Origin of the sequence: Arenibaculum sp. (assembly GCF_035998295.1) — a bacterium.
GTDB lineage: Bacteria > Pseudomonadota > Alphaproteobacteria > Azospirillales > Azospirillaceae > DASYHS01.
Window position 1 is genome coordinate 1 of the sequence record NZ_DASYHS010000073.1, and the last position, 23634, is coordinate 23634.

General features: G+C 67.8%; 23 protein-coding genes. 8 read left to right on the forward strand and 15 right to left on the reverse strand.

Annotated features, from left to right (window positions below; all coding sequences use genetic code 11):
• The 4 genes from VGO20_RS08395 to VGO20_RS08410 form a co-directional block, all read left to right on the forward strand.
• On the forward strand, positions 1 to 727 hold a 727-nt coding region (locus VGO20_RS08395), incomplete at its 5' end, for a pyocin knob domain-containing protein (RefSeq protein ID WP_327501868.1).
• 142 nt (positions 728 to 869) lie between these two features.
• Positions 870 to 1313 carry a hypothetical protein gene (locus VGO20_RS08400; RefSeq protein WP_327501869.1) on the forward strand — a complete coding sequence of 148 codons (444 nt, stop codon included), beginning with the start codon at positions 870 to 872 and terminating at the stop codon, positions 1311 to 1313.
• A gap of 306 nt (positions 1314 to 1619) precedes the next feature.
• Positions 1620 to 2249, forward strand: a complete 630-nt coding sequence (locus VGO20_RS08405; protein WP_327501870.1) for a DUF2231 domain-containing protein — start codon at positions 1620 to 1622, stop codon at positions 2247 to 2249.
• 90 nt (positions 2250 to 2339) lie between these two features.
• Positions 2340 to 2690 carry a hypothetical protein gene (locus VGO20_RS08410; protein WP_327501871.1) on the forward strand — a complete coding sequence of 117 codons (351 nt, stop codon included), beginning with the start codon at positions 2340 to 2342 and terminating at the stop codon, positions 2688 to 2690.
• A gap of 18 nt (positions 2691 to 2708) precedes the next feature.
• Here VGO20_RS08410 and VGO20_RS08415 read toward each other — a convergent pair whose 3' ends face one another.
• A complete protein-coding gene (locus VGO20_RS08415) occupies positions 2709 to 3077 on the reverse strand; it encodes a sensory rhodopsin transducer (RefSeq protein ID WP_327501872.1) in 369 nt (122 codons plus the stop codon).
• A 302-nt stretch (positions 3078 to 3379) separates the two neighbouring features.
• Here VGO20_RS08415 and VGO20_RS08420 point away from each other — a divergent pair, with 302 nt between their 5' ends.
• The gene (locus VGO20_RS08420) at positions 3380 to 4714 is read left to right on the forward strand and encodes a sensor histidine kinase (RefSeq protein WP_327501873.1); all 1335 of its coding nucleotides are present in this window, start codon (positions 3380 to 3382) and stop codon (positions 4712 to 4714) included.
• Here VGO20_RS08420 and VGO20_RS08425 read toward each other — a convergent pair.
• A complete protein-coding gene (locus VGO20_RS08425) occupies positions 4704 to 5255 on the reverse strand; it encodes an acyloxyacyl hydrolase (RefSeq protein ID WP_327501874.1) in 552 nt (183 codons plus the stop codon). The two genes, VGO20_RS08420 and VGO20_RS08425, sit on opposite strands and share 11 nt — an antisense overlap.
• Before the next feature lie 89 nt (positions 5256 to 5344).
• Positions 5345 to 8410: a phosphoenolpyruvate carboxylase gene (locus tag VGO20_RS08430; RefSeq protein WP_327501875.1), complete on the reverse strand. Its 3066-nt coding sequence runs from the start codon at positions 8408 to 8410 to the stop codon at positions 5345 to 5347.
• 253 nt (positions 8411 to 8663) lie between these two features.
• Between VGO20_RS08430 and VGO20_RS08435 the strand changes: the two genes are divergently transcribed.
• Positions 8664 to 9527: a universal stress protein gene (locus VGO20_RS08435; RefSeq protein WP_327501876.1), complete on the forward strand. Its 864-nt coding sequence runs from the start codon at positions 8664 to 8666 to the stop codon at positions 9525 to 9527.
• A gap of 133 nt (positions 9528 to 9660) precedes the next feature.
• Positions 9661 to 10017 (forward strand): c-type cytochrome, encoded by a 357-nt coding sequence (locus tag VGO20_RS08440; protein ID WP_327501877.1) that lies wholly within the window; start codon positions 9661 to 9663, stop codon positions 10015 to 10017.
• Between the two features lie 19 nt (positions 10018 to 10036).
• Here the strand turns inward: VGO20_RS08440 and pepN are convergent, their stop codons facing one another.
• A complete protein-coding gene (pepN, locus tag VGO20_RS08445; RefSeq protein WP_327501878.1) occupies positions 10037 to 12688 on the reverse strand; it encodes an aminopeptidase N in 2652 nt (883 codons plus the stop codon).
• A 226-nt stretch (positions 12689 to 12914) separates the two neighbouring features.
• Here pepN and VGO20_RS08450 point away from each other — a divergent pair, with 226 nt between their 5' ends.
• Complete coding sequence (locus VGO20_RS08450) at positions 12915 to 13895, forward strand: hypothetical protein (RefSeq protein ID WP_327501879.1); 981 nt, start codon at positions 12915 to 12917, stop codon at positions 13893 to 13895.
• A 6-nt stretch (positions 13896 to 13901) separates the two neighbouring features.
• On the opposite strand, the gene VGO20_RS08455 is transcribed toward VGO20_RS08450, so the two are convergent.
• From VGO20_RS08455 to VGO20_RS08505, 11 genes are all read right to left on the reverse strand, one after another.
• Positions 13902 to 14243 (reverse strand): HesB/IscA family protein, encoded by a 342-nt coding sequence (locus VGO20_RS08455; protein ID WP_327501880.1) that lies wholly within the window; start codon positions 14241 to 14243, stop codon positions 13902 to 13904.
• A 14-nt stretch (positions 14244 to 14257) separates the two neighbouring features.
• Positions 14258 to 14632: an SUF system Fe-S cluster assembly protein gene (locus tag VGO20_RS08460; protein ID WP_327501881.1), complete on the reverse strand. Its 375-nt coding sequence runs from the start codon at positions 14630 to 14632 to the stop codon at positions 14258 to 14260.
• Positions 14633 to 14649: 17 nt separating this feature from the next.
• Positions 14650 to 15114 (reverse strand): Fe-S cluster assembly sulfur transfer protein SufU, encoded by a 465-nt coding sequence (gene sufU, locus VGO20_RS08465; protein WP_327501882.1) that lies wholly within the window; start codon positions 15112 to 15114, stop codon positions 14650 to 14652.
• On the reverse strand, positions 15114 to 16376 hold the full coding sequence (locus tag VGO20_RS08470; RefSeq protein ID WP_327501883.1) for a cysteine desulfurase: 1263 nt from the start codon (positions 16374 to 16376) through the stop codon (positions 15114 to 15116). The genes sufU and VGO20_RS08470 overlap by 1 nt, the downstream gene beginning before the upstream one ends.
• 17 nt (positions 16377 to 16393) lie before the next feature.
• Positions 16394 to 17758, reverse strand: coding sequence for a Fe-S cluster assembly protein SufD (gene sufD / locus VGO20_RS08475; RefSeq protein ID WP_327501884.1), 1365 nt, complete (start codon positions 17756 to 17758; stop codon positions 16394 to 16396).
• Positions 17759 to 17772: 14 nt separating this feature from the next.
• Positions 17773 to 18525: a Fe-S cluster assembly ATPase SufC gene (sufC, locus tag VGO20_RS08480; protein ID WP_327501885.1), complete on the reverse strand. Its 753-nt coding sequence runs from the start codon at positions 18523 to 18525 to the stop codon at positions 17773 to 17775.
• A gap of 37 nt (positions 18526 to 18562) precedes the next feature.
• A complete protein-coding gene (gene sufB, locus VGO20_RS08485; protein WP_327501886.1) occupies positions 18563 to 20032 on the reverse strand; it encodes a Fe-S cluster assembly protein SufB in 1470 nt (489 codons plus the stop codon).
• Positions 20033 to 20097: 65 nt separating this feature from the next.
• Positions 20098 to 20553 (reverse strand): SUF system Fe-S cluster assembly regulator, encoded by a 456-nt coding sequence (locus VGO20_RS08490; RefSeq protein WP_327501887.1) that lies wholly within the window; start codon positions 20551 to 20553, stop codon positions 20098 to 20100.
• Between the two features lie 323 nt (positions 20554 to 20876).
• On the reverse strand, positions 20877 to 21869 hold the full coding sequence (locus VGO20_RS08495) for a DUF3618 domain-containing protein (RefSeq protein WP_327501888.1): 993 nt from the start codon (positions 21867 to 21869) through the stop codon (positions 20877 to 20879).
• A gap of 17 nt (positions 21870 to 21886) precedes the next feature.
• Positions 21887 to 22342 carry a phage holin family protein gene (locus tag VGO20_RS08500; RefSeq protein ID WP_327501889.1) on the reverse strand — a complete coding sequence of 152 codons (456 nt, stop codon included), beginning with the start codon at positions 22340 to 22342 and terminating at the stop codon, positions 21887 to 21889.
• Positions 22342 to 23364, reverse strand: a complete 1023-nt coding sequence (locus tag VGO20_RS08505; protein WP_327501890.1) for a hypothetical protein — start codon at positions 23362 to 23364, stop codon at positions 22342 to 22344. The genes VGO20_RS08500 and VGO20_RS08505 overlap by 1 nt, the downstream gene beginning before the upstream one ends.
• Between the last annotated feature and the right edge of the window lie 270 nt (positions 23365 to 23634).

The following is a 23634-nucleotide window of genomic DNA, read 5'->3' on the forward strand; positions in this document are numbered from 1 at the left end:
CCTGTTCTCCCTCGGCGACGTTCTCGACCTGGTCAAGCATGGCGGCTACTGGTATCCGCTGGTCGCGCCGGCCGACAGGGACTGGCCGGGCATCGTCCGCCTCGCCAGCAACGGCGACACCGTGGCGGGCAGCGACACCAGGCGCGCCGTCACGCCGGCCGGGGCGCTGGCACTTCTGAACGCCTACGGCTGGGGAGTGGACGGCTCCAGCGCCTCGAACCCCTTGCTCACTTTGGATGCCAATGCCGCGACTAAGTCCGGTATCCATGCCACGGACGGCGGCACGGCCAATCTTCCCGCCACGGCTTCCGAAGCGGGATTGCTGCAGGTGCTGGTGCGAAGTGCGCCAGGCAGTCCCTCGATTGCACAGATCTATCTCGACCATGGAAACCGTCTTTTCAGCCGTCGACGGGATGGATCCGTATGGGGGGGCTGGCGGGAGGTATGGTCCGGCGTCGAGGCCAATTCGCTCCAAACCGGCACCGGGTACCAACGGCTCCCGAGTGGGCTGATCCTGCAGTGGGGGTTCACAACGAACCTGAGCCCGAGCGCAAACGTAACGTTTCCGATCGCGTTTCCGAGCAACATTCGCTGCGTGACTTTGGGGCCAGTTACTTCCGACCTTTCTATAGTCACGGCGGCGAACTCCATGAGTCTCAGCGGATTTACCATAGTGACCAACAAGGTTGGTACGCATAATTGCTATTGGTTTGCCATCGGTAACTGAGGTGGAAGTCATGTCGATATACTACTGTGCGCAAACGGGTGGATTCTACACGGCTGCGGTCCATGGTAATTGCATTCCAACCGGAGCGGTTCAGATCGACGAAAGTGAGCACGTCGCGCTACTGGCAGGACAGTCGGATGGCATGACCATACGGCCGGACATGGATGGCCGGCCCATTCTGGTCGTCCCGCCGCCGCCTCCGGTCGAGGTGCTCGCCGCCCGGGCCGAAGCCGATGTGCGGCGGCAGTCGGCGGCGGCCCGCGACGCCTGGCGGACCCCCGGCAAGGACGGCGTGTACCAGCTCAAGCTGGAGGAGGCTGCCGCCTGGCGCGTCGCGGGCGAGCCTGCGGACCCTTCGCCCTATCCCCATCTCGCGGCGGAGGTCGGTCTCACGGCGGCGACCGTCGGGGAACTGGCCGCGCTCTGGGAGGCGTTGGCCGCCGCCTGGGCGGCGGCATCGGCCGCGATCGAGGCGGTGGAGCAACGGGCCCTGAAGGCGATCCGCGACGCCGTTGCCGCGGATGACAGGGCCGCCATTGACGCGGCGCTTCGCGATCTCGCCTGGCCGGTGCCGCCGGTCCGATAAAAAAACCGCGCCGGCACGGGGCTCAGCGCGGGATCACGGAGTTAATGCGAACGTACGGCAGGATCTTGGCGCAAAGTTCCTAATATTTGGTTACCGGAGCATGCGTTCCGCATTCCTGTCGCCGTCGCCGGAAGGAGAAAAGAAATCGGCCGCCCGGAGGCGGCCGAAGGTGTTGTCTTCGCTACAAGCGGTACCCGTCATGGAACGTATTGGCGGCCGTTTGGTTCATCGGAGGTGCTTCCGGGGCGCGTGACAAAGTTGCGCCGTCCCGGTTGTCCCCTGGTCCGCACGACAAGGGGATATTCCATGCAGTCCGACGACGACGGACAGGTCCGGCAGGTCGAGGGCGTCCGCAGCACCGCCGCCCTCGGCGGCCATCCCATCCACCCGATGCTGGTCCCGTTTCCGATGGCGTTCCTGACCGCCGCCCTCGGGACCGACATCGCCTATCTTCGTACCCGCGACCCGTTCTGGGCGCGGGCGTCGGAGTGGCTGCTTCGGGCCGGCGTGGTTTCGGGCGCGGCGGCGGCCGTGTTCGGCGCCGCCGACTGGACCACGATCCGTCACGCCCGCTCCAACGCCGCCGGCATCGTCCATGCCGCCGGTAACACGGCCGCCCTCGGCCTGGCCTACGCCAATCTCAGCCGGCGGCGGGGAAGGCGCGAGTCCGCCGTCGCGGACGGCGGGGCGGCGCTCTCGGCAGCCGTAGCCGGCATTCTCGGCGTGACCGGGTGGGCCGGCGGCGAGCTTTCCTATCGCCACGGCATCGGCGTGGCCGGGCACGAACGGTCACGCCGCCGTACGAGGGGCCTTCGGGCCGAGGGGCCGCATGTCCGTTACGGCCGCGCCACCGGAGAACCGGTAGAGGGGGTCCATCCGCGCTTCGGGCGGGCAGGGCTGGAGGGGGCCTACGACGCGCAGATCCGCCGCCGGTGACGGGTACCTGCGTCCCCGGAACCGCGAGCGCACCCGGCCTGTTGCCGCAAAGCCGACAAACGCAGGTCCGTTCCCCAGGAGAGCGTCCCAATGGCCCAGCGCCGCGACACCCGCAAGGGGCATCCGCAGCCACCGGCAACTCCCGTCGACATGGAGACGGGAAGGGTCCGGTCCGAGATCGACCAGGGCAGGTTCCGGGACAAGATCCCGGCGGAGGATCCGGCCACGGTTCCCCTCGGCACCGATGCCGAGGCAGGAGGCGCGCGCATGTCGGCGACCGCCGCTGGAAGGCCCGGGCGCGCCGAACCGGGACATGCGCCGACGGGCCACCCGGCAGGATCCGTGCCGACCCGCCGGAAAGGCATGATGACCCTCGTTTCCGCCGCGGTCGGCATCGTGCTCCTGGGTATCCTCGTGCTTCTGCTGATCGGCTTGGTTTAGCCGAGCGCCCGCGTAGGGTCACTCCGACCAGGCGATGGTCGTCATCAGCGCGTTCTCGGCTTGGCGGCTGTCCAGGCGTGTGTGCTGGACCACTACCGGCCGGTCCGACCGGACCAGCATGGCATAGTCGGTGTACCGGGGAACCGGCTCGGGGGTTTCCAGGTCGTTCAGGCGGATGTGCCGCGTGCGGCGGGCCGGGACCATCTCCCGATAGGGCCCGGCCGGTTCGCGATCCGTGAAGAAGAGCGTCACTTCGATCCGGGCGTCCTCGTCGCCGGTGTTGAGCACGCAGATCGTCTCGTGGCTCGTCATCGCCGGGGCCGGGCCGTTGCTCTCGCCCGGGATGTAACCTTCGGCAATCGCCCATACCCGCTTGCCTGCCGTCATCCGACATCTCCTTTCCATGGTCTCGGGGCTTCCAACAGCGCGCACCCCCTGGCATTGCTCCGCCGCCGTCGAGTGGAAAGGCCAAAGAGAGGGAAAGCGATTCCGTGTCGGCTTGCATAGATCGGTATTCACCATCGCCATCGAAGCTTGTATGGTATTGATATTTCGGCAATCAGCGGGGTGCGGCCGTGGGCATCGGTCGATCGGAACGTCGCGTATCTTCCTCCCCTCGGACGCCATGCCTGCCGAGAAGCCCGCTGCCGGGCCGGTTCATCGCGCTGCTGCCCCTGCCGGCTTGGCTCGTGGATACCCGCGACCGCGGCATCCGGTTCGCAAACCCCGCCGCCGGCCGGTTTCGCGGCATCCCGCCCGGAACCGATGACGCGACCTGCCGACTTGCGCTGCAGGACGGCAGCCTGGTCGAGGTCGAAATCGGACGCGGTCCGGTCGGGGATCTGGAAGTCGTCGTGGCAAGGGACGTCGGCGCCGGCGGCTTGGAAACCCCGTGCCTGTCCGCGTTCGGCGACGGCTCCGTTCCGCGCGGCGACCCGGTACTCCGCCGGGTGGTCGAGCGGGCGGGCATGGGGATTGCCGAGCTCGACTGCGAGACCGGCCGCTTCACGTGGTCCGCCGCCTTCACCGCCGGTCTCGGCCATGCACCTGTTCCGGAAGGCCGGGCGCTCGCGTTCTGGCTCGCTTCGATGCATCCCGAGGACCGCGGACGGGTCGTCGCCGGGTACGAGGCTCTTTTCGCCTCGTCGGCGACCATGGGTCGGCAGCTCTACCGTCTTCGTCGCTCCGACGGCAGCGATGCCTGGATAGAGGAGAAGGTCGAGTTGGAGCGCCACGCCGACGGGCGTGTGCTGCGCGTCGTGATGTTGATGAACGTGACGGAGCAGCGCTCGCCCGAACCCGGCGACCATGCCGCGAAAATGCTCGCGGAGATCTGCCACGACCTGCGCCAGCCCCTGAACGGAATGGAACTGACGGTGGATGCGCTATCCCTGTTGTACCGGGAGGCCGGCCGCGGTCGCGAACCGGATGCCGGGGAGGTCGCCTTGCTCCTCGACGGGGCAAGGACGTCCGTTCGGGTCATGACCGCGCTTTGCGATCACCTCGTCGACCTTCGCATGCTGGAGCGTGGCGGTTTCGTGCCGCGACCGGAGACGGTGCCACTGGGCCCGCTGCTGCAGCAGGTATGTACCGTGCACGCGCCTCTTGCCCGGGAAAAGGGGCTTCGGTTGCGGTTCGTTCCGACGCCTGCGACGGCGGTGGTCGATCCCATCCTGCTGATGCGTGCCGTTTCCAACCTCATCGGCAACGCCGTGGAGAACACGCGCACAGGCGGCGTTACCGTGCGCTGCCGCCGTCGTGGCGGGGATGTCAGGATCGACGTCCGAGACACCGGCCCGGGCTTGCCCGACGACGCTCCCGGTCCCGGCGATCCCCTCGAAGCGGCGGCGCGTGCCGTCGCCAGGATCCGTCTCGGCCACGGTCTTGGGCTTGCGGTCGTGCGCTGCTGCGCCGCGCAGATGGGAGCCGCGATCGAGGTCGCTACGACCCGCGGTCGCGGCACCTGCGTCTCGTTGCTGTTGCCGGCCGGGCTGTTGCCGGCCGGCGACGACCTCAGGGCGTGAAGAGGCTTGACACCGGAACGTGCAGGTATGCGCCGATGACGTCCGCGCCCGGGTTCAGGTCGTCCATCCCGGCATTCGACAGGTGCGAATAGGCGAGGGAGAGCCGCATCTCGTTCGCGAATTCGTACCCGACCTCGATCTGCGAGCGGAACTCGATAGGGTGGCCGAGATCCTTGCCGTTGCCGCGCGTATAGAGGCCGACGCCGAAGCTGGGCGTCACGAAGACCTGGCCGAAGGTGACGTCCAGGAGGATGCCGCCCACTCCGTAGAGCGCGGCATCGGAGGTCGCCTCCAGGCCGACGAAGGGCCGGAGCGTGGCGAAGTTCTCGATCATGGGCAGCAGGGACGTGCCGAACCTGTACTCCAGCCGGAAATCGACAGCCGAGTCCCGGCTGTCGCTGTGCTCCGTGAGACCGTGGTCGAATTTGCCGACCGATGCGCTCAGGTAGGGCGTGACATCGGCGGCTCCAGCCGCCGACGCGGCGGCGATCATGGGCAGTGCCGTCGCGAGGACGATGGAGGCGTCTCTGAATTTGGGCATCACGTCTCGGATTCCGGATCTCGCCAATCGATGGGGTGAAGCATTGTCTTCAAATTGCCCCGGTTGCAACGGGATTTACCGTTGCCCGCTCATCCGAAGAAGCCGATCCGGTGGACCATGGCACCGCTGCAACGGCGCAGCAGCTCGTAGAGGCCCGTCATAGGGTCGAAGATGGTTTCGTTCTCCTGCCGGTAGTTCCCGCTCTCGTCGCCGACATAGGTCGCCGCCTCGCCGAAGTCGCCGTCGCTGGACGTGTCCGTTTCCGCCGGGAAGATCTTGCGCAACTGCTCCACGGCGGTCGGGACGTCGAGATGCAGCACGCGCTGGATCACCCTGTCGTGCGTGGTGTTGTGCTGGCTGCTGAACTGGGGGATTCTCGTCGCGAGGCGGAAGATCTCGTGCATGATCGCAAGCCGTATCGCATGCAGGAGCCGTATCGCGTCGGCCGTGCCCGGCGCGACCGGGGTGTCGGCGGCGACCGGCGCCAGGTTGTCGCGCAGGATGCAGAAGTCCGCGAACAGCTTGCGCCAGATCTTGACCTGCCGGACATGGAGCTGGCCTTCCTCCAGAAACGCCGCCAGCCGGCGCAGCTCGTCCGCATGCGGGCGGTCCGGCGCCCATGCCGCGCGCCGGAGCCACAGTCCCGGATCGAGGCTGGCGACATGGGCATCGAGCGCCTCGGGGCAGGAGACGGCGACCCCGTACTCCACCATTCCCATGAGCTGGCGGAAGCGGGCGCTGCTTGCGTGGAGCTGCCGGAACCTGTCCGGGTCCTTGTCTATCGCCTCGCCCATGCCTGCGACGGTGTTCGCCGGAAGGCCGAGCTGCTGCAGGATGGCGTTGTGCGGAATCGCCCGGATCTGGGACGCGCTCGCCGGCTCGGCCGTTTCGGGCGCGTCGCTCTGGCGCTTGATTGCCCGGCTGCCCGACGGGTACAGGAGGTTCGTTCCGAAGGTGTTGAGGAGGCTGGCGTAGTTCGGGTCGCGCATCAGCGACACCTGGAACTCCTTCACCGTCGTGAAGAACTCCGTGATGTAGTCCGGGTCCTCGTAGAAGGGATCCTGCTCGGCCGCGGCCGGCGAGGCGAGAACGTGTTCGAGGATGCGGGTCACGACCGCGAAGGCCGCCGTCGGCGTGACGAAATGGAGATAGCCGTCGCCGCCCTGGAAGCTGACTTCCTGCTTGAACGCGATGCCGTGGTCGGCCAGATAGGCGCGTTGTCGGGGCGGCGACACGTAGGAGAGGCGGTCGGCGAAGCTGGCGGGGTGGGCGCCGCGCCCGATCGATTCGCCGTGCGTGTCGAAAACCAGGAGCTGCACGCCCTCCAGCCCGTGCTTCGGGAACAGGCGGGCGATCCGCATCTTGAGGCGCTCGATCGACGCGGCCGCGGGCGTCTGGCCGAGATAGCGTCCCGCGTCCGAATATCCGGTCTGGATGCACAACCGGCCGCGGGCCTGGACATAGGCACGGAAATGCGGGTTCTCGAGGAGCTGGTCGACGATCCGGCTACCGACCTCCAGCGCCTTCTCGGTCTCGAACAGCGGACTGATGTCGACCTTGTCGGCGACACCGAACAACTTGGCATAGTACAGGGCCGCAAGGGCGGTGAAGGCGGATTCGCATTCAGCGATCAGGAAGCGGACCGGGGTCGTCGCGTCCGCGTATTTCAGCATCTGCGCCACGACCATGAACAGGCGTTTGGCCGAGGTGCGCTCGGCGAGGATCGAGCCGAAATTGATCGTGGCCGGCTTGACCCCGTCGAGCAGCGCGTTCAGCGCCGCGAGATAGGACTGGCGGTAACGGGGATCGTCGGGTGCCGTCTCCATGCCGACCGTCTTGCGGATGGCGTTGTGGAGCTGGGTCGAATTGATGCGGACATGGGTGTGCGCCATGCCCAGCCCATAGTTGGCCAGTTCGGCCCTCAGGACGCACAGGTGCCGCAGGGGTACCGGCCGCTCGTGGCCGGCGAGGCGGATCGCCCTGTCGACGAGGTCGATCGCCAGCGCGCCGTCGATCAGGCGCAGGTTCAGCCCTTCGTGCATCCGCCGGGCGATGCGCTGGATGTGGAGATGGACGCTGCGCTCGTTCGGATCGGCGCCGAAGACCTCGATCTCGTCGGTCAGCTCGTTGATCGCGAGCGCGATGCGCGATTCCAGAAGGTCCAGCGTGTGCCTGATCTCGTCCGGCCAGTCCTCCATGGCGCGGATGGCGCGGACTTCCTCCTGGTAGTGGCGGAGCTGGGTGGCCTGGACGATCAGGCGCTTGCGCAGCGTGTCGGTCCAGCGGATGTCTGAGCGCCCGTCGAGGTCGTAGCCGACCCAACTCGCGACGGTCATCATCCGGGGGTTCAGTTCGGCCCAGCGGTCGGGATAGACCTCCTGCGCGACGGCGAACACGATGTCGTAGAGCCGGCGCAGCGCGTGCTGGATGTTGCCGATCGCCGTCAGCGACAGCGCGTGTTCACGCAGGAGGCTGAGATCCGCGTCCGGTCGGTGGACCTGTCCCGCCATGTTTCGGACCAACGCGGCGCGACCCGCCTCGTCCAGCGGCGCGCCGTCGGCGGCACGGCCGGTCGCGAGCTGCGTCAGGATCTCCATCAGCTCGCCCGACAGGTTGAAGGTCGGGTGGGCGGTGATGACGATGCCGAAGGCCTCCTGCTCGACCCTGGTTCGGAAATCCTCGAAAGGCACGGTGGCCTGGGATCCGTCCGGGACGGCCAGGGAGCGGACGAGGCCGTGCAGCCTCCGCGCGTTCCTTTCGGGGTCGGCTTCCCCGACATAGGCACCGAGCCGGGCGGCCCGTCCGACGAACCCTTGGGCGGCCAGGTGCTGGATCAGCTGCTCCAGCATGCCATAGGAAAGGGTGCCGGCCTCGATGCGGCGGGACAGATCGAGGGCCAGGCGCAGAACCGGGTTGGAGAAGGGATCGTCCCTTGTGCCGGCCGAAAGGCGTCCCAGTTCGTCCAGCAGCTCCGCCGCGAGCCGGGCGAGGCCGACCGGCGGTCCCGGCTCGAACTGTGCATCGGCGCCGTCGAGCAGGGGCCATCCGAGGTCCGCCCCGACATCGGCGGCCGCGGTCTCGACCGGCGCCTGGGCTTGCCGCGTGGGTTCGGAGGGGGCGCTGCCGCGTTGAATGCGTGCCCTGTTGGATTTCATCGAGCCGACTCCCATGCTGCGGTGCAGCGTCGCACGATGCTGCGCAGGCGGGGTGGTGTCAACGCGCAATGCGCCGGCGGCCCGGCTGCCATTTCGGCCCGATCCCTGGAGGCGGCACGCCGAAAAGATACAGGTGCTTGCGAGGGAGGGAAATCCGGTGAGCCGGCGGTCGGTTCCGGATTGACCTGCGTCATGGCCGGGACGCGCGGGCGGCCCTAGCCTCCGGACGAGCCGACCGGAAGGGGGTATCGGGATGCTGCGCAAGATATTGCTGCCGTTGTCCGGCAGCCCGCGCGAGGCGGCGGCGCTGCGCGCCGCATTCGCCCTCGTCCGGACGTTCGGAGCCCATCTGGAGGGGCTGTTCGCCCGGGTCGACCCGCGGGACGCGGTCCCGTTGCTGGGAGAGGGGATGTCCGGCACGATCGTGGACGACATCATGGGGACGGTCGAGGCCGAGTCGATGCAGGCCGCCCGTGCCGCCCGTGCCGCCTTCGAGGCGGCCCGCGCAGCGGCCGGCGTGCCCGGCGTCGGTCGCCCGACCGGCGCGGGCGGCGCCTCCGCCCGCTGGACGGAACTCGTCGGCCGTCCCGATGAGCTGGCGGCCCGGGAGGCCCGGCTGGCCGACCTGACGGTGTTCGCACAGCCCGCCGTGGCGGCCGACGCCGACTCCACGGTGGTCCTGGAGACGGCGCTGCTCGGATCGGGCCGGCCGCTGCTGCTCGTTCCGGACGAGCCGCCCGACGTCATCGGTTCGACGGTGGCCATCGCCTGGAACGGCTCCGCGGAAGCGGCGGCCGCCGTCTTCTCGGCGATGCCGCTCCTCGCGCGCGCGGCCGTGGTCCATGTCCTCACCGCACAGACCAGGGAGACCGCGGCTGACGCCGGCGACGGCCTCGTCGAGTATCTCGCCTGCCACGGCATCGCGGGCCGCACGACGCATCTGCGCCCTGAAGCCGGGCGGGTCGGCGCAAGCCTCGTCGGGGCCGCCGTGGAACTCGGCGCCGACCTGCTGGTGATGGGCGGATACGGCCATAGCCGGATGCGGGAAATGATCCTCGGCGGCGTCACCCGCCACGTGATCGGCCACGCGGGCATTCCGGTGCTGATGGCGCACTGACCTGCGGGCCCGCCGCCCGTGACGGCCACCGATTGCGGATCTCGGGAGAGCCGGGTACCGTGCGGGAGAAGCCGGCCATGGCCGGAAGCCGCGCATCGGGGGCCGGTTCTTGAGGAAACTCGTTTCGTTCGGTTTGGCCTTCGGCGTCTCGATGGCGGCCTGGGCCGCGCAAGCCCCGGCCCAGGATGCGGCTTCCGGCGCCGCCACCTTCGCCAGGATGTGCCGGGCCTGCCATGCGTTGGAGCCGGGCAAGAACAAGATGGGGCCGTCGCTCGCCGGCGTCGTCGGGCGGCGGGCCGGGACCGTCGAAGGCTACGAGTACTCGCAAGCGCTGAAGGAAAGCGGCGTGGTGTGGACCGTCCAGACACTTGCGCCGTATCTCGCCGATCCCCGCTCCTTCCTTCCCGGCAACAAGATGACTTTCGTGGGCCTGAAGGACGAAGCGCGGATCCGCGACCTCATCGCGCATCTCGAAGAGAATGCGCGATGAGGTCGGCGCCGGCATCCGCTCACCCGGCGAGGCTCTTCGCCGCGATCTCGTAGACGTCGCGCGACAGGCCCGTCCGGGCGGCGATGCGCTCGATCTCGGCCCGCATCAGGTCCTGGCGCTGGCGGTCGTATTTGCGCCAGCGGGCGAACATCTTCACCATCCGGGAGGCGACCTGGGGGTTGAGCGGATCGAGTTCGAGGACCCTGTCGGCGAGGAAACGGTATCCAGCACCGCTCGCGTCGTGGAAACGGACGGGGTTGCCGCCGGCGAAGGAGCCGATCAGGGCGTAGACCTTGTTCGGATTGCGGATCTGGAAGGCCGGATGAGAGAGCAGGCGCTCGACCCGGTCGAGCGTGTCGGGACGCTTCGACCCCGCCTGGACCGCGAACCACTTGTCGACGACCAGCGCCTCGTTCTTCCAGCGCCGATAGAACCGCTCCAACGCCTCTTCGCGTTCCGGCGCGTCGGTATCGGCGATCATCGACAGCGCCGTGATCGCATCCGTCATCGCGTGAGCGCCGTCGAACTGGCGCAGGCACAGCTCGACCGCCTCCCGGTCGCCGAGCGCCATCAGGTAGGCGAGGGCCAGGTTCTTCAAGCTGCGCCGTCCGATAGCCGCGGCATCGGTGGAGAAGGGCGCATTCCCGGCGAGCCTGCGGTAGGTGTCGAGCAGCGGCGCCTTCAGCGCCCCGGCCAGGGAGCGGCGGACGAACTCCCGGGCCCCATGGATCGCGTCGACCTCGATCGGCTCCATCTGCTGGGCGAGATACCCTTCGCCCGGAAGCACCATGGCCTGGGCCGCGAAGGCCGGGTCGTCCTCGCCGTCGCGCAGAAGACGTCCGAAGGCGTCGGCGAAGCCGGGAGCGAGGGCCAGGGGACGGCCGTGCTTCACGTCCTCCACGAGGCCGAGCAGCGACCGGGTCGCCAGGGTCTGGCCCGCCTCCCAGCGGTTGAAGGCATCGCCGTCGTGACCCATCAGGAAGGCGAGGTCCGCATCGGTATAGGACGTCTTCAGCCGCACGGGGGCGGAGAAGCCGCGCAGCAGCGACGGCACCGGCTTTTCCGCGACGTCCTCGAACTCGAAGACCTGGCGCTCCTCGCGAAGGTCCAGGACGCGGGTCGAGGGCCCGGGGCCGGCCTCGCCCGCGAGGCGCAGCGGAAGGTCCCCGCCCGTGCGTCCGACGAGGCCGACCGCGACCGGGATGTGCAGCGGCATCTTCTCGGGTTGGCCTGGCGTCGGCGGCGTCGCCTGCCGCAATTCCAGCCGGTAGCGCCGCGCGCCGGCGTCCCAGTGCCCCGATGCCTCGACGACCGGCGTCCCGGCCTGGGAGTACCAGCGCCGGAACCGGCCGAGATCGACGCCCGACGCGTCCTCCATCGCGGCGACGAAGTCCTCGCAGGTCACGGCCCGGCCGTCGTGCCGGGCGAAGTACAGGTCCATGCCCTTGCGGAACCCCTCGGGCCCGAGCAGCGTGTGTATCATGCGCACGACCTCGGCCCCTTTCTCGTAGACCGTCGTCGTGTAGAAGTTGTTGATCTCGATGTAGGATTCGGGCCGGACCGGGTGCGCCATCGGTCCCGCGTCCTCCGGGAACTGCGCCGCGCGCAGGCGCTGGACGTCGGAGATCCGCTTCACCGGACGGGAATGCATGTCCGACGAGAACTCCTGGTCCCGGAACACGGTCAGCCCTTCCTTCAGGCTGAGCTGGAACCAGTCCCGGCAGGTGACGCGGTTGCCGGTCCAGTTGTGGAAATACTCGTGCGCGACGACCGTCTCCACGCCGAGGAAATCCGCATCGGTCGCGGTCTCCGGGCGCGCCAGCACGTATTTCGTATTGAAGATGTTGAGGCCCTTGTTCTCCATCGCCCCCATGTTGAAGTCGCCGACGGCGACGATCATGAAGACGTCCAAGTCGTATTCGAGGCCGTAGACGTCCTCGTCCCACTTCATGGACCGCTTCAGGCTGTCGAGGGCGTGGCCGACCTTGTCCTCGTTGCCATGCTCGACATAGATGCGCAGGTCCACCGGCCTGCCGGAGCGGGTGACGAAACGGTCGCGGACTTCCGCGAGATCGCCCGCGACGAGGGCGAACAGATAGCTCGGCTTGGGGAACGGGTCTTCCCACACGGCCCGGTGCAGCCCGTCCGGCAGGTCCTCACGTTCGATCAGGTTCCCGTTCGACAGCAGGACCGGACAGCGGGCGCGGTCGGCCACGATCGTCGTCCGGTAGCGCGCCATCACGTCGGGGCGATCGGGGAACCAGGTGATCTTGCGAAATCCTTCGGCCTCGCACTGCGTGCAGAACATGCCGCCCGAGACGTAGAGCCCCTCCAGCGACGTATTCTCCCGCGGGTTCAGTTCGCTCACGGTTTCGATCGTGAACGGCCGGTCCGGGACCTCGGGCAGGGTGAGGCTCTCGGAGCCGAGTGCGTAGGCGGAGGGGGCGAGGGCGCGGCCGTCGAGGGAGATCGAGACGAGCAGGAGATCCTGGCCGTCCAGAACGAGCGGGTGGCTGCCGGCGGCCGCGGCGGGATTGGGCCTGACGGCGAGGCGCGAGCGCACGGTCGTGAGTTCCTCGCCGAGCTTCACTTCCACGTCGATCTCGTCGACCAGGAAAGGCGGAGGCGCATAGTCCTGGAGGAGAATGGCTCGGGGGGTGCTCTTGTCCATCGCTCTCGTTCCGGTGCAGGGGCAGGTGACGGGGTGCGGGTGACGGGGATTTCGCGGTTGGGCGGCCTGCGCGCAACAATCGTTACGCTTTGCCGAAAACCCGCTGCAAATGCGGCTCGGCGGAGCGTATCATATAAGCCGAACAGATCGGATCGTCAGTCGGGTGCAGCGTCTTTCCGGCATGAATACAGAGCAAGGGGCCTCCCCAACCGAAGGGCGAGACAACGTGGACGTGCGCGAGGAGAGGGGCGGCGAAGCGATGCTCCCGGGCGACGACCGGAGCCGGATGTTCGTGTTCGAACACAAGCTCTTTTCGGTGGACGGCGGCTATTTCGCGATCCAGAAGTCGACCGGCGAGGCGGCCTTCCACGTCCCCCTGGGAGAGCTGAAGGGCGCCATCCCGCTCTCGACGCTACGGTACGAGTTCCGCCTTCAGGAGAACTCCGTGGACGGGCGTCTTCTCGACGTCGTCGAGAAGAGCCTGCGCTACGTCAAGGAGATCCGCCCCTACGACTCGATCCCCCACGAACTGCTGGACGGCCGTGCGTCCTGGTCGGTGGAGGAGCGGCACCGCCAGATCGCGCGGAACCGGATGTCGCTTCATCTGGTCTCGTGGATGAGCGGCGGCGAGGCGTCCGTGAGCGACACCGCCAAGCTGGCGCAGATCGCCGAGGACCAGCAGACCAAGCAGCGGGTCCAGGAGGCCTTCACCCGGATGGCCGAGAAACTCGGCCTGGGCAAGGATCGTCGCCAGGACGTCGTCGACATGATCGAGAGCATCGCCCGCGAGCTGTCGTACATCGAAGCCCTGCGCGAACGCTTCGGCCGGGTGCGCTATGTCAGCTCCCAGCTCAACGTCCTCGGCAACCTCTACCGGCGAGACACCGGCATCCGCAACGACATCTTCAGGATGCAGGTCCTGATCAAGCCGCCGGTCACCAATTTCGACACGATGTTCGGCCAGGTCGACGCCCAGACCGGCGAAGTCCTTTCCGTGGTGAAGAACCTGCAGGCCCAGATCCGCTTCATCCGGAACACCCGTGACGAGCTTCACCACCGGCTGATGCTCTGGGACGACATCATCGTCCAGTGGGACGCCGCCACGGTCGAGCGCTCGGCCGAGATCGAGATCCTCCTGAAGGAGACCTACCGGTTCCTGGCGCGCCACTTCAGCCAGGCGTCGGAGTGGCCGCTGACGAACCGCTGAGGACCCTCAGACCGAGAAGCTCTCGCCGCAGCCGCAGCGGGCCTTCTCGTTCGGGTTGCGGAATACGAAGCCGGACTGGATCTTGTCCTCGACGTAGTCGATCTCGGTGCCGATCAGGAACATCGTCGCGGCCGGATCGATCAGGATCCGTACGCCCTTGTCCTCGACCACCTCCTCGAACTTCTTCACGTCCTTGGCGTATTCCACCGTATAGCTCATGCCCGAGCATCCGCGGGCACGCAGGCCGATGCGCAACCCGATGGCACCGTCTTCCGCTTTCGTCATCAGCGACTTGACGCGGTCGGCGGCCGCGTCGGTGATGCTCATCACCGTCTTGGTCTGGTTCATTCGATCCTCCGGCATCAGAACATGTTCAACTCGACCCTGGCTTCCTCGGACATCATGCCGGGATGCCAGGTTGGTTCCCACACCAGTTCGACCTTGCAGGCCTGAACGCCCTCGACACCTTCGACGGCCTGCCGCACCCACATCGGCAGCTCGTCGGCGACGGGGCAGGCCGGGGCGGTGACGGTCATGTCGATGTCGACCGCGCCGTCGGGGTCCACATCGAGCTTGTAGATGAGACCGAGTTCCCAGATGTCCACCGGGATCTCGGGGTCGTACACCGTCTTCAGCGCGGTGACGATCTTGTCGCGCAGACCGTCCGCCTGAGCCGCACCGGCCGTGCTCTCCTGATCGACCTGCGCGGTCCGCTCGTTGGTCAGATCATCGGGCATATCCGCAGTCTCCTCGATCATTCCGTTGACGCGCGTCCATCGCCGGCCAGGGCCGAATTCATCGTGTGCCAAGCGAGCGTCGCGCATTTGACGCGCATCGGGAACTGGCGGACGCCCGACATCACTTCGAGGCGCTCCGCGTCCTCCGCATCGATCCCGGCGCCGGCGGCCGGTTCATCCGAGGTGCAGATCCGGTGAAAATGCTCGAACAGCACCTTAGCCTCGGCCACGGTGCGGCCATGGACCATCTCCGTCATCAGGGAGGCCGAAGCTTGGCTGATGGCGCAGCCCCGCCCCTCGAACGCGGCGTCCTCGATCCTTCCATCCGGCGACAGCTTCAGGTACACCGCGACCCGGTCGCCGCACATCGGGTTGTCGCCACGCGCCTCGTGGGTCGCATCGGCGGGGTGGCGATGGTTACGGGGCGTCCTGCCGTGGTCCAGGATCACTTCCTGGTAGAGGTCTCGCAACTCCTCGCGCATCAGCCGAAGATCTCCTGTGCGCGCTGCAGCGCCGAAGCGAGGGCATCGACCTCCTCACGGGTGTTGTACAGCCCGAAGGACGCCCGCGCGGTCCCGGCCACGCCGAAGCGCTCCATGAGCGGCTGGGCGCAGTGATGGCCGGCGCGCACGGCGACCCCGGCCCGGTCGACGATCGTCCCGATGTCGTGGGGGTGGATGTCGCCCAGCGTGAAGCTGACGATGCTGGCCTTCTCCGCCGAGGTCCCGATGATCCGCAGGCCATCGACCTCGCCCAGGCGTTGCGTCGCGTAGTCGAGCAGGTCGCGCTCATGGGCGCGGATGTTCTCGAGCCCGAGCGCGTTCACGTAGTCGATGGCGGCTGCGAAGCCCACGGCCTCGATGATCGCGGGCGTTCCCGCCTCGAAGCGCTGGGGAATGCCTTTGTACACCGTCTCCTCGAAGGTGACGGACGAGATCATGTCGCCGCCGCCCTGGTACGGGGGCATCTCCGACAGGAGTTCGGCCTTGCCGTACAGGACGCCGATACCGGTCGGCCCGTAGAGCTTGTGGCTGGAGAAGACCAGGAAGTCGCAATCGAGGGCCTGGACGTCGACGCCGAGATGCGTGACCGCCTGGCAGGCATCCACAAGGACGGGAATGCCGCGGTCGTGGGCCAGCCGGATCACCTCGGCGATCGGGGTCACGATGCCGATGGAATTCGACATGTGGGTCATCGCGACGAGCTTGGTCCGCTCGCTCAGGAGCTTCTCGTACTCCTCCAGCATCAGGCTGCCGTCGTCGGCGACCGGCACGACCTTCAGGACGATGCCCTTCTCCTGCCGGAGCATCTGCCAGGGCACGATGTTCGCATGGTGCTCGAGCCAGGAGATGACGACCTCGTCGCCCTCCGACAGGTTGGTGCGGCCCCAGCTCGAGGCGACGAGGTTGATCGCCTCGGTAGCGCCCCGGGTGAAGACGATCTCGCGGTCCTCGCGGGCGTTGATGAAGCGCTGCACCGTGCCGCGTGCCGCCTCGAAGCGCTTCGTCGCCGCGGAGGAGAGCCAATGCACGCCGCGATGGACGTTGGCATATTCCTCGGTCATCAGCTTCGTCATCGCGTCGATGACGGCTTTCGGCTTCTGCGCGCTCGCGGCGTTGTCGAGATAGACCAGCGGATGGTTGTAGATGCTGCGCTGGAGAATCGGGAAGTCCTTGCGCACCTCGCGGACGTCGTAGCCCGTCGTCGCGGCATGCACGGACTGGATCGTGCCCATTTCATTCATCTCGCGCTCTTCCTCCCTCACACCGTCGGCCGGCCGGCGGCCAGCCAGTCGCGCACGCGGTCCGCGAAGGCGTCTCGCACGGTTTCTACCCGGATCTCGTCGAGTGCTTCCAGCAGGAAGGCCGCGACCAGCAGGTTGCGGGCGCTGGCCGCGTCGATGCCCCGGGCGCGCAGATAGAAGAGCTGGTCGTCGTCCAACTCGCCCGCCGTCGCGCCGTGGCTGCACTTGACGTCGTCCGCATAGATCTCGAGTTCCGGCTTGCTGTCGATCTCGGCCGCATCGGACAGCAGCAGCGCCCGGTTCAACTGGTAGCCGTCGGTCTTCTGGGCATCCGGCCGGACGATGATCTTGCCCTGGAACACCGCGCGTGCCGCGCCGTCGATCACACCCTTGTAGACCTCGCGGCTCGTGCAGCGCGGCACCGCATGGTCGATCACCGTGGTCGTATCGGCGTGTTGCGTTCCGGAGACCATGTAGGCGCCCGACAGCCGGCATTCGGTGCCGCTGCCGCCCAGGAAGGGCCGCAACTCGTTGCGCGACAGGCGACCGCCCATCGTCAGCACGAAGTTGTCGTAGCTGGCTTCGGCGCCGAGCCGGGCCACCAGGGTGGACACGTGGAAAGCCTCCGCCCCTTCGGCCTGGATCTTGTAGTGGTGCAGCCGGGCGCCGTCCTCGACGACGGCCTCCGTGACCACGTTCGAGAAATAGGCGCCGGTGCCCAGACCGACATGGTGCTCCACCACCGTCGCCTCGGATCCACGCCCGGCGACGATCAGGACGCGCGGGTGGTGCATCGTCGGTTGCTCGGCGCCGATGCCGACGAACACGGCTTCCACCGGCCGTTCGAGGCGGACGCCGGGATCCAGCGCCAACACCAGCCCGTCCGCCAGGAAGGCAGTGTTGAGCGCACGCATCGGTCCGCCTTCGTCGGGGCTCACCTGTCCGAGATGCGTCGCGACCAGGTCCGGGTGCCGGTCCAGCGCCGCCGCGAGCCCGGTGAGGATGGCGCCCGGGGGCAGATCCCCGACTGAGCAGAGGTCGGCGCGCAGCCGCCCGTCGACGAAGACGAGCCGATGCGGACTTTCTCCCGAAGGCACGACCGTCGGAAGCAGGTCAAGGCCGATGGTGGGCTTCGTCGCCGCCGGGACGAAGGCGGTGCGCGCGAGGTCCCGGAGGTTCGTGTACTTCCAGGCCTCCGTCCGCGTCGTCGGGAAACCCGACCGGGAGAAGCGTCCGATGCCCTCCAGGCGCAGCCGGTCGAGCCAGGGCAGTCCGGCGCCCGGCAGGTCGTCGGCGATGCGGCCGTGTTGGTCCAGGTAGGGCTGGGCCGAGGACTGGGCCGGGGATTGGGCCGAGGATTGGGCGGTGCTGGTCGTCGTCATCGCTTCCCCCGGGCTCAGGCGGCTTCCGCCGCGCCGAACTCAGCGTATCCCTTCTCCTCGAGTTCGAGCGCCAGCTCCTTGCCGCCGGTCCGCGCGATGCGGCCGCCTGCGAGCACGTGCACCTTGTCGGGAACGATGTAATCCAGCAGGCGCTGGTAATGGGTGATCACCAGCATGGCGCGGTCGGGGCCGCGCAGCGCGTTGACGCCGTCCGCGACGATGCGCAGCGCGTCGATGTCGAGGCCGCTGTCGGTCTCGTCCAGCAGACAGAACGCCGGGTCGAGCACCGCCATCTGCAGCACCTCGTTGCGCTTCTTCTCGCCGCCGGAGAACCCGACATTGACGGCGCGCTTCAGCATCTCCTCCGACATGCCAAGTTCCTTGGTCTTGGCCCGCACGAGCTTCAGGAACTGCATGGCGTCCAGTTCCTTTTCGCCACGCCCCTTGCGCAGCGCGTTCAGCGCCGTCTTGAGGAACGTCATGTTGGTGACGCCCGGGATCTCGACCGGATACTGGAAGGCGAGGAACATCCCGGCCGCCGCCCGCTCCTCCGGCTCCATGGCCAGCAGGTCGCGGCCGCGGAAAGTGGCCGTCCCTTCCGTCACCTCGTAGCCCTCGCGGCCGGCCAGCACGTAGCTGAGCGTGCTCTTCCCGGCCCCGTTCGGCCCCATGATCGCATGCACCTCGCCGGCCGGAACGATGAGGTCGACGCCCTTGAGGATCGGCTTGCCGTCGACTGTGGCGTGCAGGTTCTTGATCTCGAGCATGATGCGCAACGCTTCCTTGTTCTGTCTTCGCCCGGCCTCAGCCGACGCTGCCTTCGAGGCTGATGCCGACCAGTTTCTGCGCCTCGACCGCGAATTCCATCGGCAACTCCTGGAGGACCTGCTTGCAGAAGCCGTTGACGATCAGCGACACGGAGTCCTCCGCCGAGAGGCCGCGCTGGCGGCAATAGAAGAGCTGGTCCTCGCTGATCTTCGCCGTGGTCGCCTCGTGCTCGACGCGCGCGGTGCGGTTGCGGCTCTCGATGTAGGGCACCGTATGGGCGCCGCACTTGTCGCCGATCAGCAGGCTGTCGCACTGGGTGAAGTTCCGGGCCCCCTCGGCCCGCGGCAGGATCTTGACCAGCCCGCGGTAGGTGTTCTGCGCCCGGCCGGCCGAAATCCCCTTCGAGACGATCGTCGAGCGGGTGTTCTTGCCGATGTGAATCATCTTCGTCCCGGTATCGGCCTGCTGCATGTTGTTGGTGATGGCGACGGAATAGAATTCGCCGACGGAATTGTCGCCTTGCAGGATGCAGCTCGGGTACTTCCAGGTGATGGCCGAGCCGGTCTCGACCTGCGTCCAGGATATCTTGGAGTTCCGGCCCCGGCAGGCGCCGCGCTTGGTCACGAAGTTGAAGATGCCACCCTTGCCGTTCTCGTCGCCGGGATACCAGTTCTGCACGGTCGAGTATTTTATCTGGGCGTCGTCGAGGGTCACCAACTCGACCACCGCGGCATGGAGCTGGTTCTCGTCGCGCTGGGGAGCCGTGCAGCCCTCGAGGTAGCTGACATAGCTGCCCTCGTCGGCGATGATCAGCGTCCGCTCGAACTGGCCGGTGTTCTTGGCGTTGATGCGGAAATAGGTCGACAGCTCCATCGGGCAGCGCACGCCCTTGGGAATGTAGACGAACGAGCCGTCGGTGAAGACGGCCGAGTTCAGGCAGGCGAAGAAGTTGTCGGAGTAGGGTACGACCGAACCGAGATATTTGCGCACCAGCTCGGGATGGGTGCGCACCGCCTCGGAGATCGAGCAGAAGATGACGCCCTTCTCCTCCAGCTTCTTCTTGAAGGTCGTGGCTACCGAGACGCTGTCGAATACGGCGTCCACCGCGATCGACGGATTCTCGACGCCGGCCAGGATCTCCTGCTCGCGCAGCGGGATACCGAGCTTCTCATAGGTCTTCAGCAGTTCGGGGTCGACCTCGTCCAGGCTCTTCGGCTTGTTCGTGGTCTTGGGGGCCGAATAGTAGTAGGCGTCCTGGTAGTCGATCTCCGGATAGCCGAGCTTGGCCCATTTCGGCTCTTCCATCTCGAGCCAGTGCCGGTAGGCCTTCAGGCGCCATTCCAGCAGCCATTCCGGCTCGTCCTTCTTGGCCGAGATGAAACGGATGGTAGTCTCGTCGAGCCCCTTGGGCGCGGTCTCCGCCTCGATGTCCGTGTAGAAGCCGTACTTGTACTTCTGCTCGGTTACCGCCCGGACCGTTTCCGCAGTCTCAACCGTGGCAGCCATTGGCCTCTCTCCTGAATCCTGTTTCCGGGCGCCTTCCGGCAGCCGGTCTTGTCCGTTGTCTTGTTTCAGCCCGCGGTCGCGCGCAGCGCCGGAGCAGCCATTGCCGCAGGCAGCGGCGGATGGACGCTCATGTCGGCGAGCGTCACGCTCTCCAGGGCGGCTCGCACCGCCGCGTTCACCCTGTCCCAGTTGCCGCGCATCGGGCATAGCCGCTCGACGCCGCAGCCACCCTCCGCTCCCTCTACGCAAGACGTGATGGAGATCGGGCCTTCCAGGGCGGAGATGATGTCGGCGACCGTGATGCGCTCCGCCGATCGGGACAGCGCGTATCCGCCGGCCGCGCCGCGATGGGATACCATGAGGCCCGCCGGGGCGAGGATCTTCAGCAGCTTCGCGACCGTCGGCGCCGGGACGCCCGTGTTCTCGGCGAGCTGCGTCACCGTGTGGACCCCGCCGTCCGCACGCGCCATCTGCGCCATTACCACGACCGCATAGTCGGTGAGCTTGCTGAGCTTGATCATGCGCGCGTCAATCCGTACCAAATTGGTACCGATTAGGTGATGACGCAGGCGCCGACGTCAAGAGCAGAGCCGCATTCCAGCTCAAAAAACCGGTCGTGACGCCGGGACAAATCGGCGCAGCCTACGGGGGTGTGGCTCGTTTCCGCGCCGGGCGCGCGGATGGGGGCGACTCGGCCGGGCCGCGCGTGGCCATGCGGGGAGGCGAGGCCGCCGCCGCGGTGGCGCACGTCATCGAACCGGCGGGCAGGGTGGCCCGCACCCGGTCGAGGACAAGCGAAAGGCCCCGCCCGAGGCGGGGCCTTGCCGTTGCGAGGGGCCGGCCGTCAGCGGCCGGCTGCGTTTTTACCCTGTTCGCGACTGCGGTCCCGGTCGTTTCCGCTTTCGCTGCCCTCGCCGACGACGCTCGGCGCCTCCTCGGACACGGTATCCCGAGCGGCCTCGTAGCCGGCCTCGGCGGCATGCCGGGCGACGTCGCCCGCACGCTCGGCGAAGTCTTCGCCGTAGTGCCGGCCGCGGTCCCACACCGTGTCGCTGTACTCGCCGATCCACTCGTCCTCATAGCGGGAGGACGGAATGGCGGCGCCGAGCGCTGCGCCGGCGGCGAAGCCCATCATCCCGGCAAGCATCGGATGGTCGTCCACGAGATGCCAGAAGCTCTGGTAACCTTCCTTCGCCTGACGGGAGGCTGCCCGGCCGTACTGCCGTGCCTGCCCGCTATACTGGCGTGCCCGGTCCCGGGCGGCGTCGCCATATCCGTGGGAGCTCTCATCGGCCCGTCCGGCGGGCCGGTAGTGGTACTCGCCGGGATAGTCCTGCCCGTACGCCCCGGCCCGGCTTGCGGTGCCCGCGGCGTAAGGATCGCCATAGGCGGTGCGGCGCTGGTCCGGCAGGTTGCTGCTGTCGTGGCTGCCGCGCATCTCTTCGGCCCGGCGCCGAAGCGACTCGCCCGCATGCTGCATGCGCTGGCGGGCTTCGTCGATGCGCCCGCCGGTCCAGTCCCTCGCCCGGCTCAGCCGGCCGCTCGACTGGCTCGACGAACTGCTGCTGTTGCCGGTGGCCGACCACATCAGCCAGCCCAGTCCCAGTCCGATCATCGCAAGGGGCAGCGCGTTGTCGCGGACGGTATCGGTCATGCCGCTGCCGCCATCATGATCGTCATTCCTGAACATTTGCATCACCTGATCCTTCAGTCGGTTCGGCGCCAGCCGGTTCTGGATCTCCTCCATCGTCCGGCTCAGTCGCTGCTGCGTGTCGTGGATCTCCCTCTGGATCTCCTCCGGCGTCCGGGGTTGCCGCCCGGCTTCATCGCGCGCCATGGTTCGGTTCCCGGCCGTCAACGACGCAACTGGGACTTCGCCCATTGCTTGTCGTCCTGGAGCGTCTCCATGGTGCGCTTCGGCTGAAGGTTCTCCGCCGAAAGCCGGTTCTTCCCGGACACGACCATGAACAATCCGATGAGCGCGACCACGCCGCCCACGATCAACGCCGCGAGCCAGTCGTCGACCCAGTAGCTCAATCCGATCGTGGCGCTCAGCAGCAGGAAGATCAGCCCCGCGAACGCCACCATCCCACCGGCAGCCAGGGAGACGGCTCCCGATGCGGCTTGGCTCATCTTCTCGGACATTTCGGCCCGAGCGAGCTCGACCTCCTTTCGCACCAGCGTCGTCGTTTCGCCGGCCAGTTCGGAGAACAGCGAGCTCAGGGGCTTGTCGCTGGTGGTGGGGTGCGCGTCCGCATGGGCCGGATCGACCCGCAGCGGCTCGTCACGCCGGGATTCGTATGAGGCCATCACTTGTTCCCCTTCTTCTCGGCGTCGTTGGCCTTGTTCTGGCCGGTGGTTCCGCCGGAAGTCCCGCCCGAAGTCCCGCCCGAAGTCCCGGTGGTCGCGCCGCTTGCGCCGGTGGCCGCACCGGTACCGGGCTGAGCTTTCGTGCCGGCCGTCGACGTACCCGCAGTCGTCGACGTACCCGTGGTCGACGTGCCGCTGGCCGACGTACCGGGCGTGGGAGTAGCCGTCGTGGAGGAGCTGCTCTCACCGGGGCGCGTCGTCGCGGTTCCGGTCTGCGTCGTGCCGGGCCGGGTCGAACCCGCCGTCCCGGTCGAACCCGCCGTCCCGGATGAACCGGTCGTACCGCCGATGCCGCTCAGCGCCGACGAACCGGTACCGGACAAGGGGTTCGCGGTGGTTCCGGCCCCCGTTGCCCCTGGAGTGGCGGTGCCGCCGGTCGGGCCGGTACCGGAAGACATCCCGCTCCGCCCGATCCCGGAGGACGAGGACGGCGAAGGCTGCGGGGTCCCCGTCGTCGGCGGGCCGCCGGTCTCGAAACCGCGGGCGCCGTAGCCCCGGCCGGCGTAGTCGCGGTCGGCACCGTAGCTTTCGGGGTAGTAGTCCTCGGGGTAATAGGCGTCGGAGCCGTAACCGTGGCCGTAGGCGCCTTCGGACCTGCCCCGTCCCTGGCTGGACCAGCGCTGCCGGTCGCGGCGATGCTGCCGCTCGGCGGAGGAACGCATGAAGCGGGCGGCAACGAAGCCGGCCGCCATGGTCGCGGCCATGAACAGGCCGGGCTGGTTGCGGGCGAAGCGCTCGACCTGCCCGATCAGCTGGTCCACGTCTTGATTGCGCAGGCGATCGGCAACCCGCTCCATCTGCTCCGCGGCACGGTCGGCGTAGTGTGCCGCCATGTCGTTGTGCTGGGCCTCGAGCCGGTCGGCCGCCTCGTGCAGGGCGCCGGCCATGCCACCGAGACGCTCCGCGGCCCGATGTTGCTGCTGTTCGACGACGGACCGGGCCTGATCCTTGGCGGCATCCATGATGCGGCTTCCGGACTGCGTGGCCCTTTGGCGGAGCTGCTCGGTGGTGCCTTCACCACCCTGGTGCCCGGTTCCAGTCGCCGAGGCGCCCCTGCCGGCTTCCGCTCCGGCGGACTCATCGCGGGTAACCATATCGGACCTCCTCAGACATCATTTCATTTGCACCGAGCGCGTTTTTCACGCGGTTGTCTCGGGCGCAAAACAGTGCGCGGAGGGCTGGAGTTCCGAGGAGGCGGAGGATGGCGGTACCGATTCCCTTCGAAAGGGGGT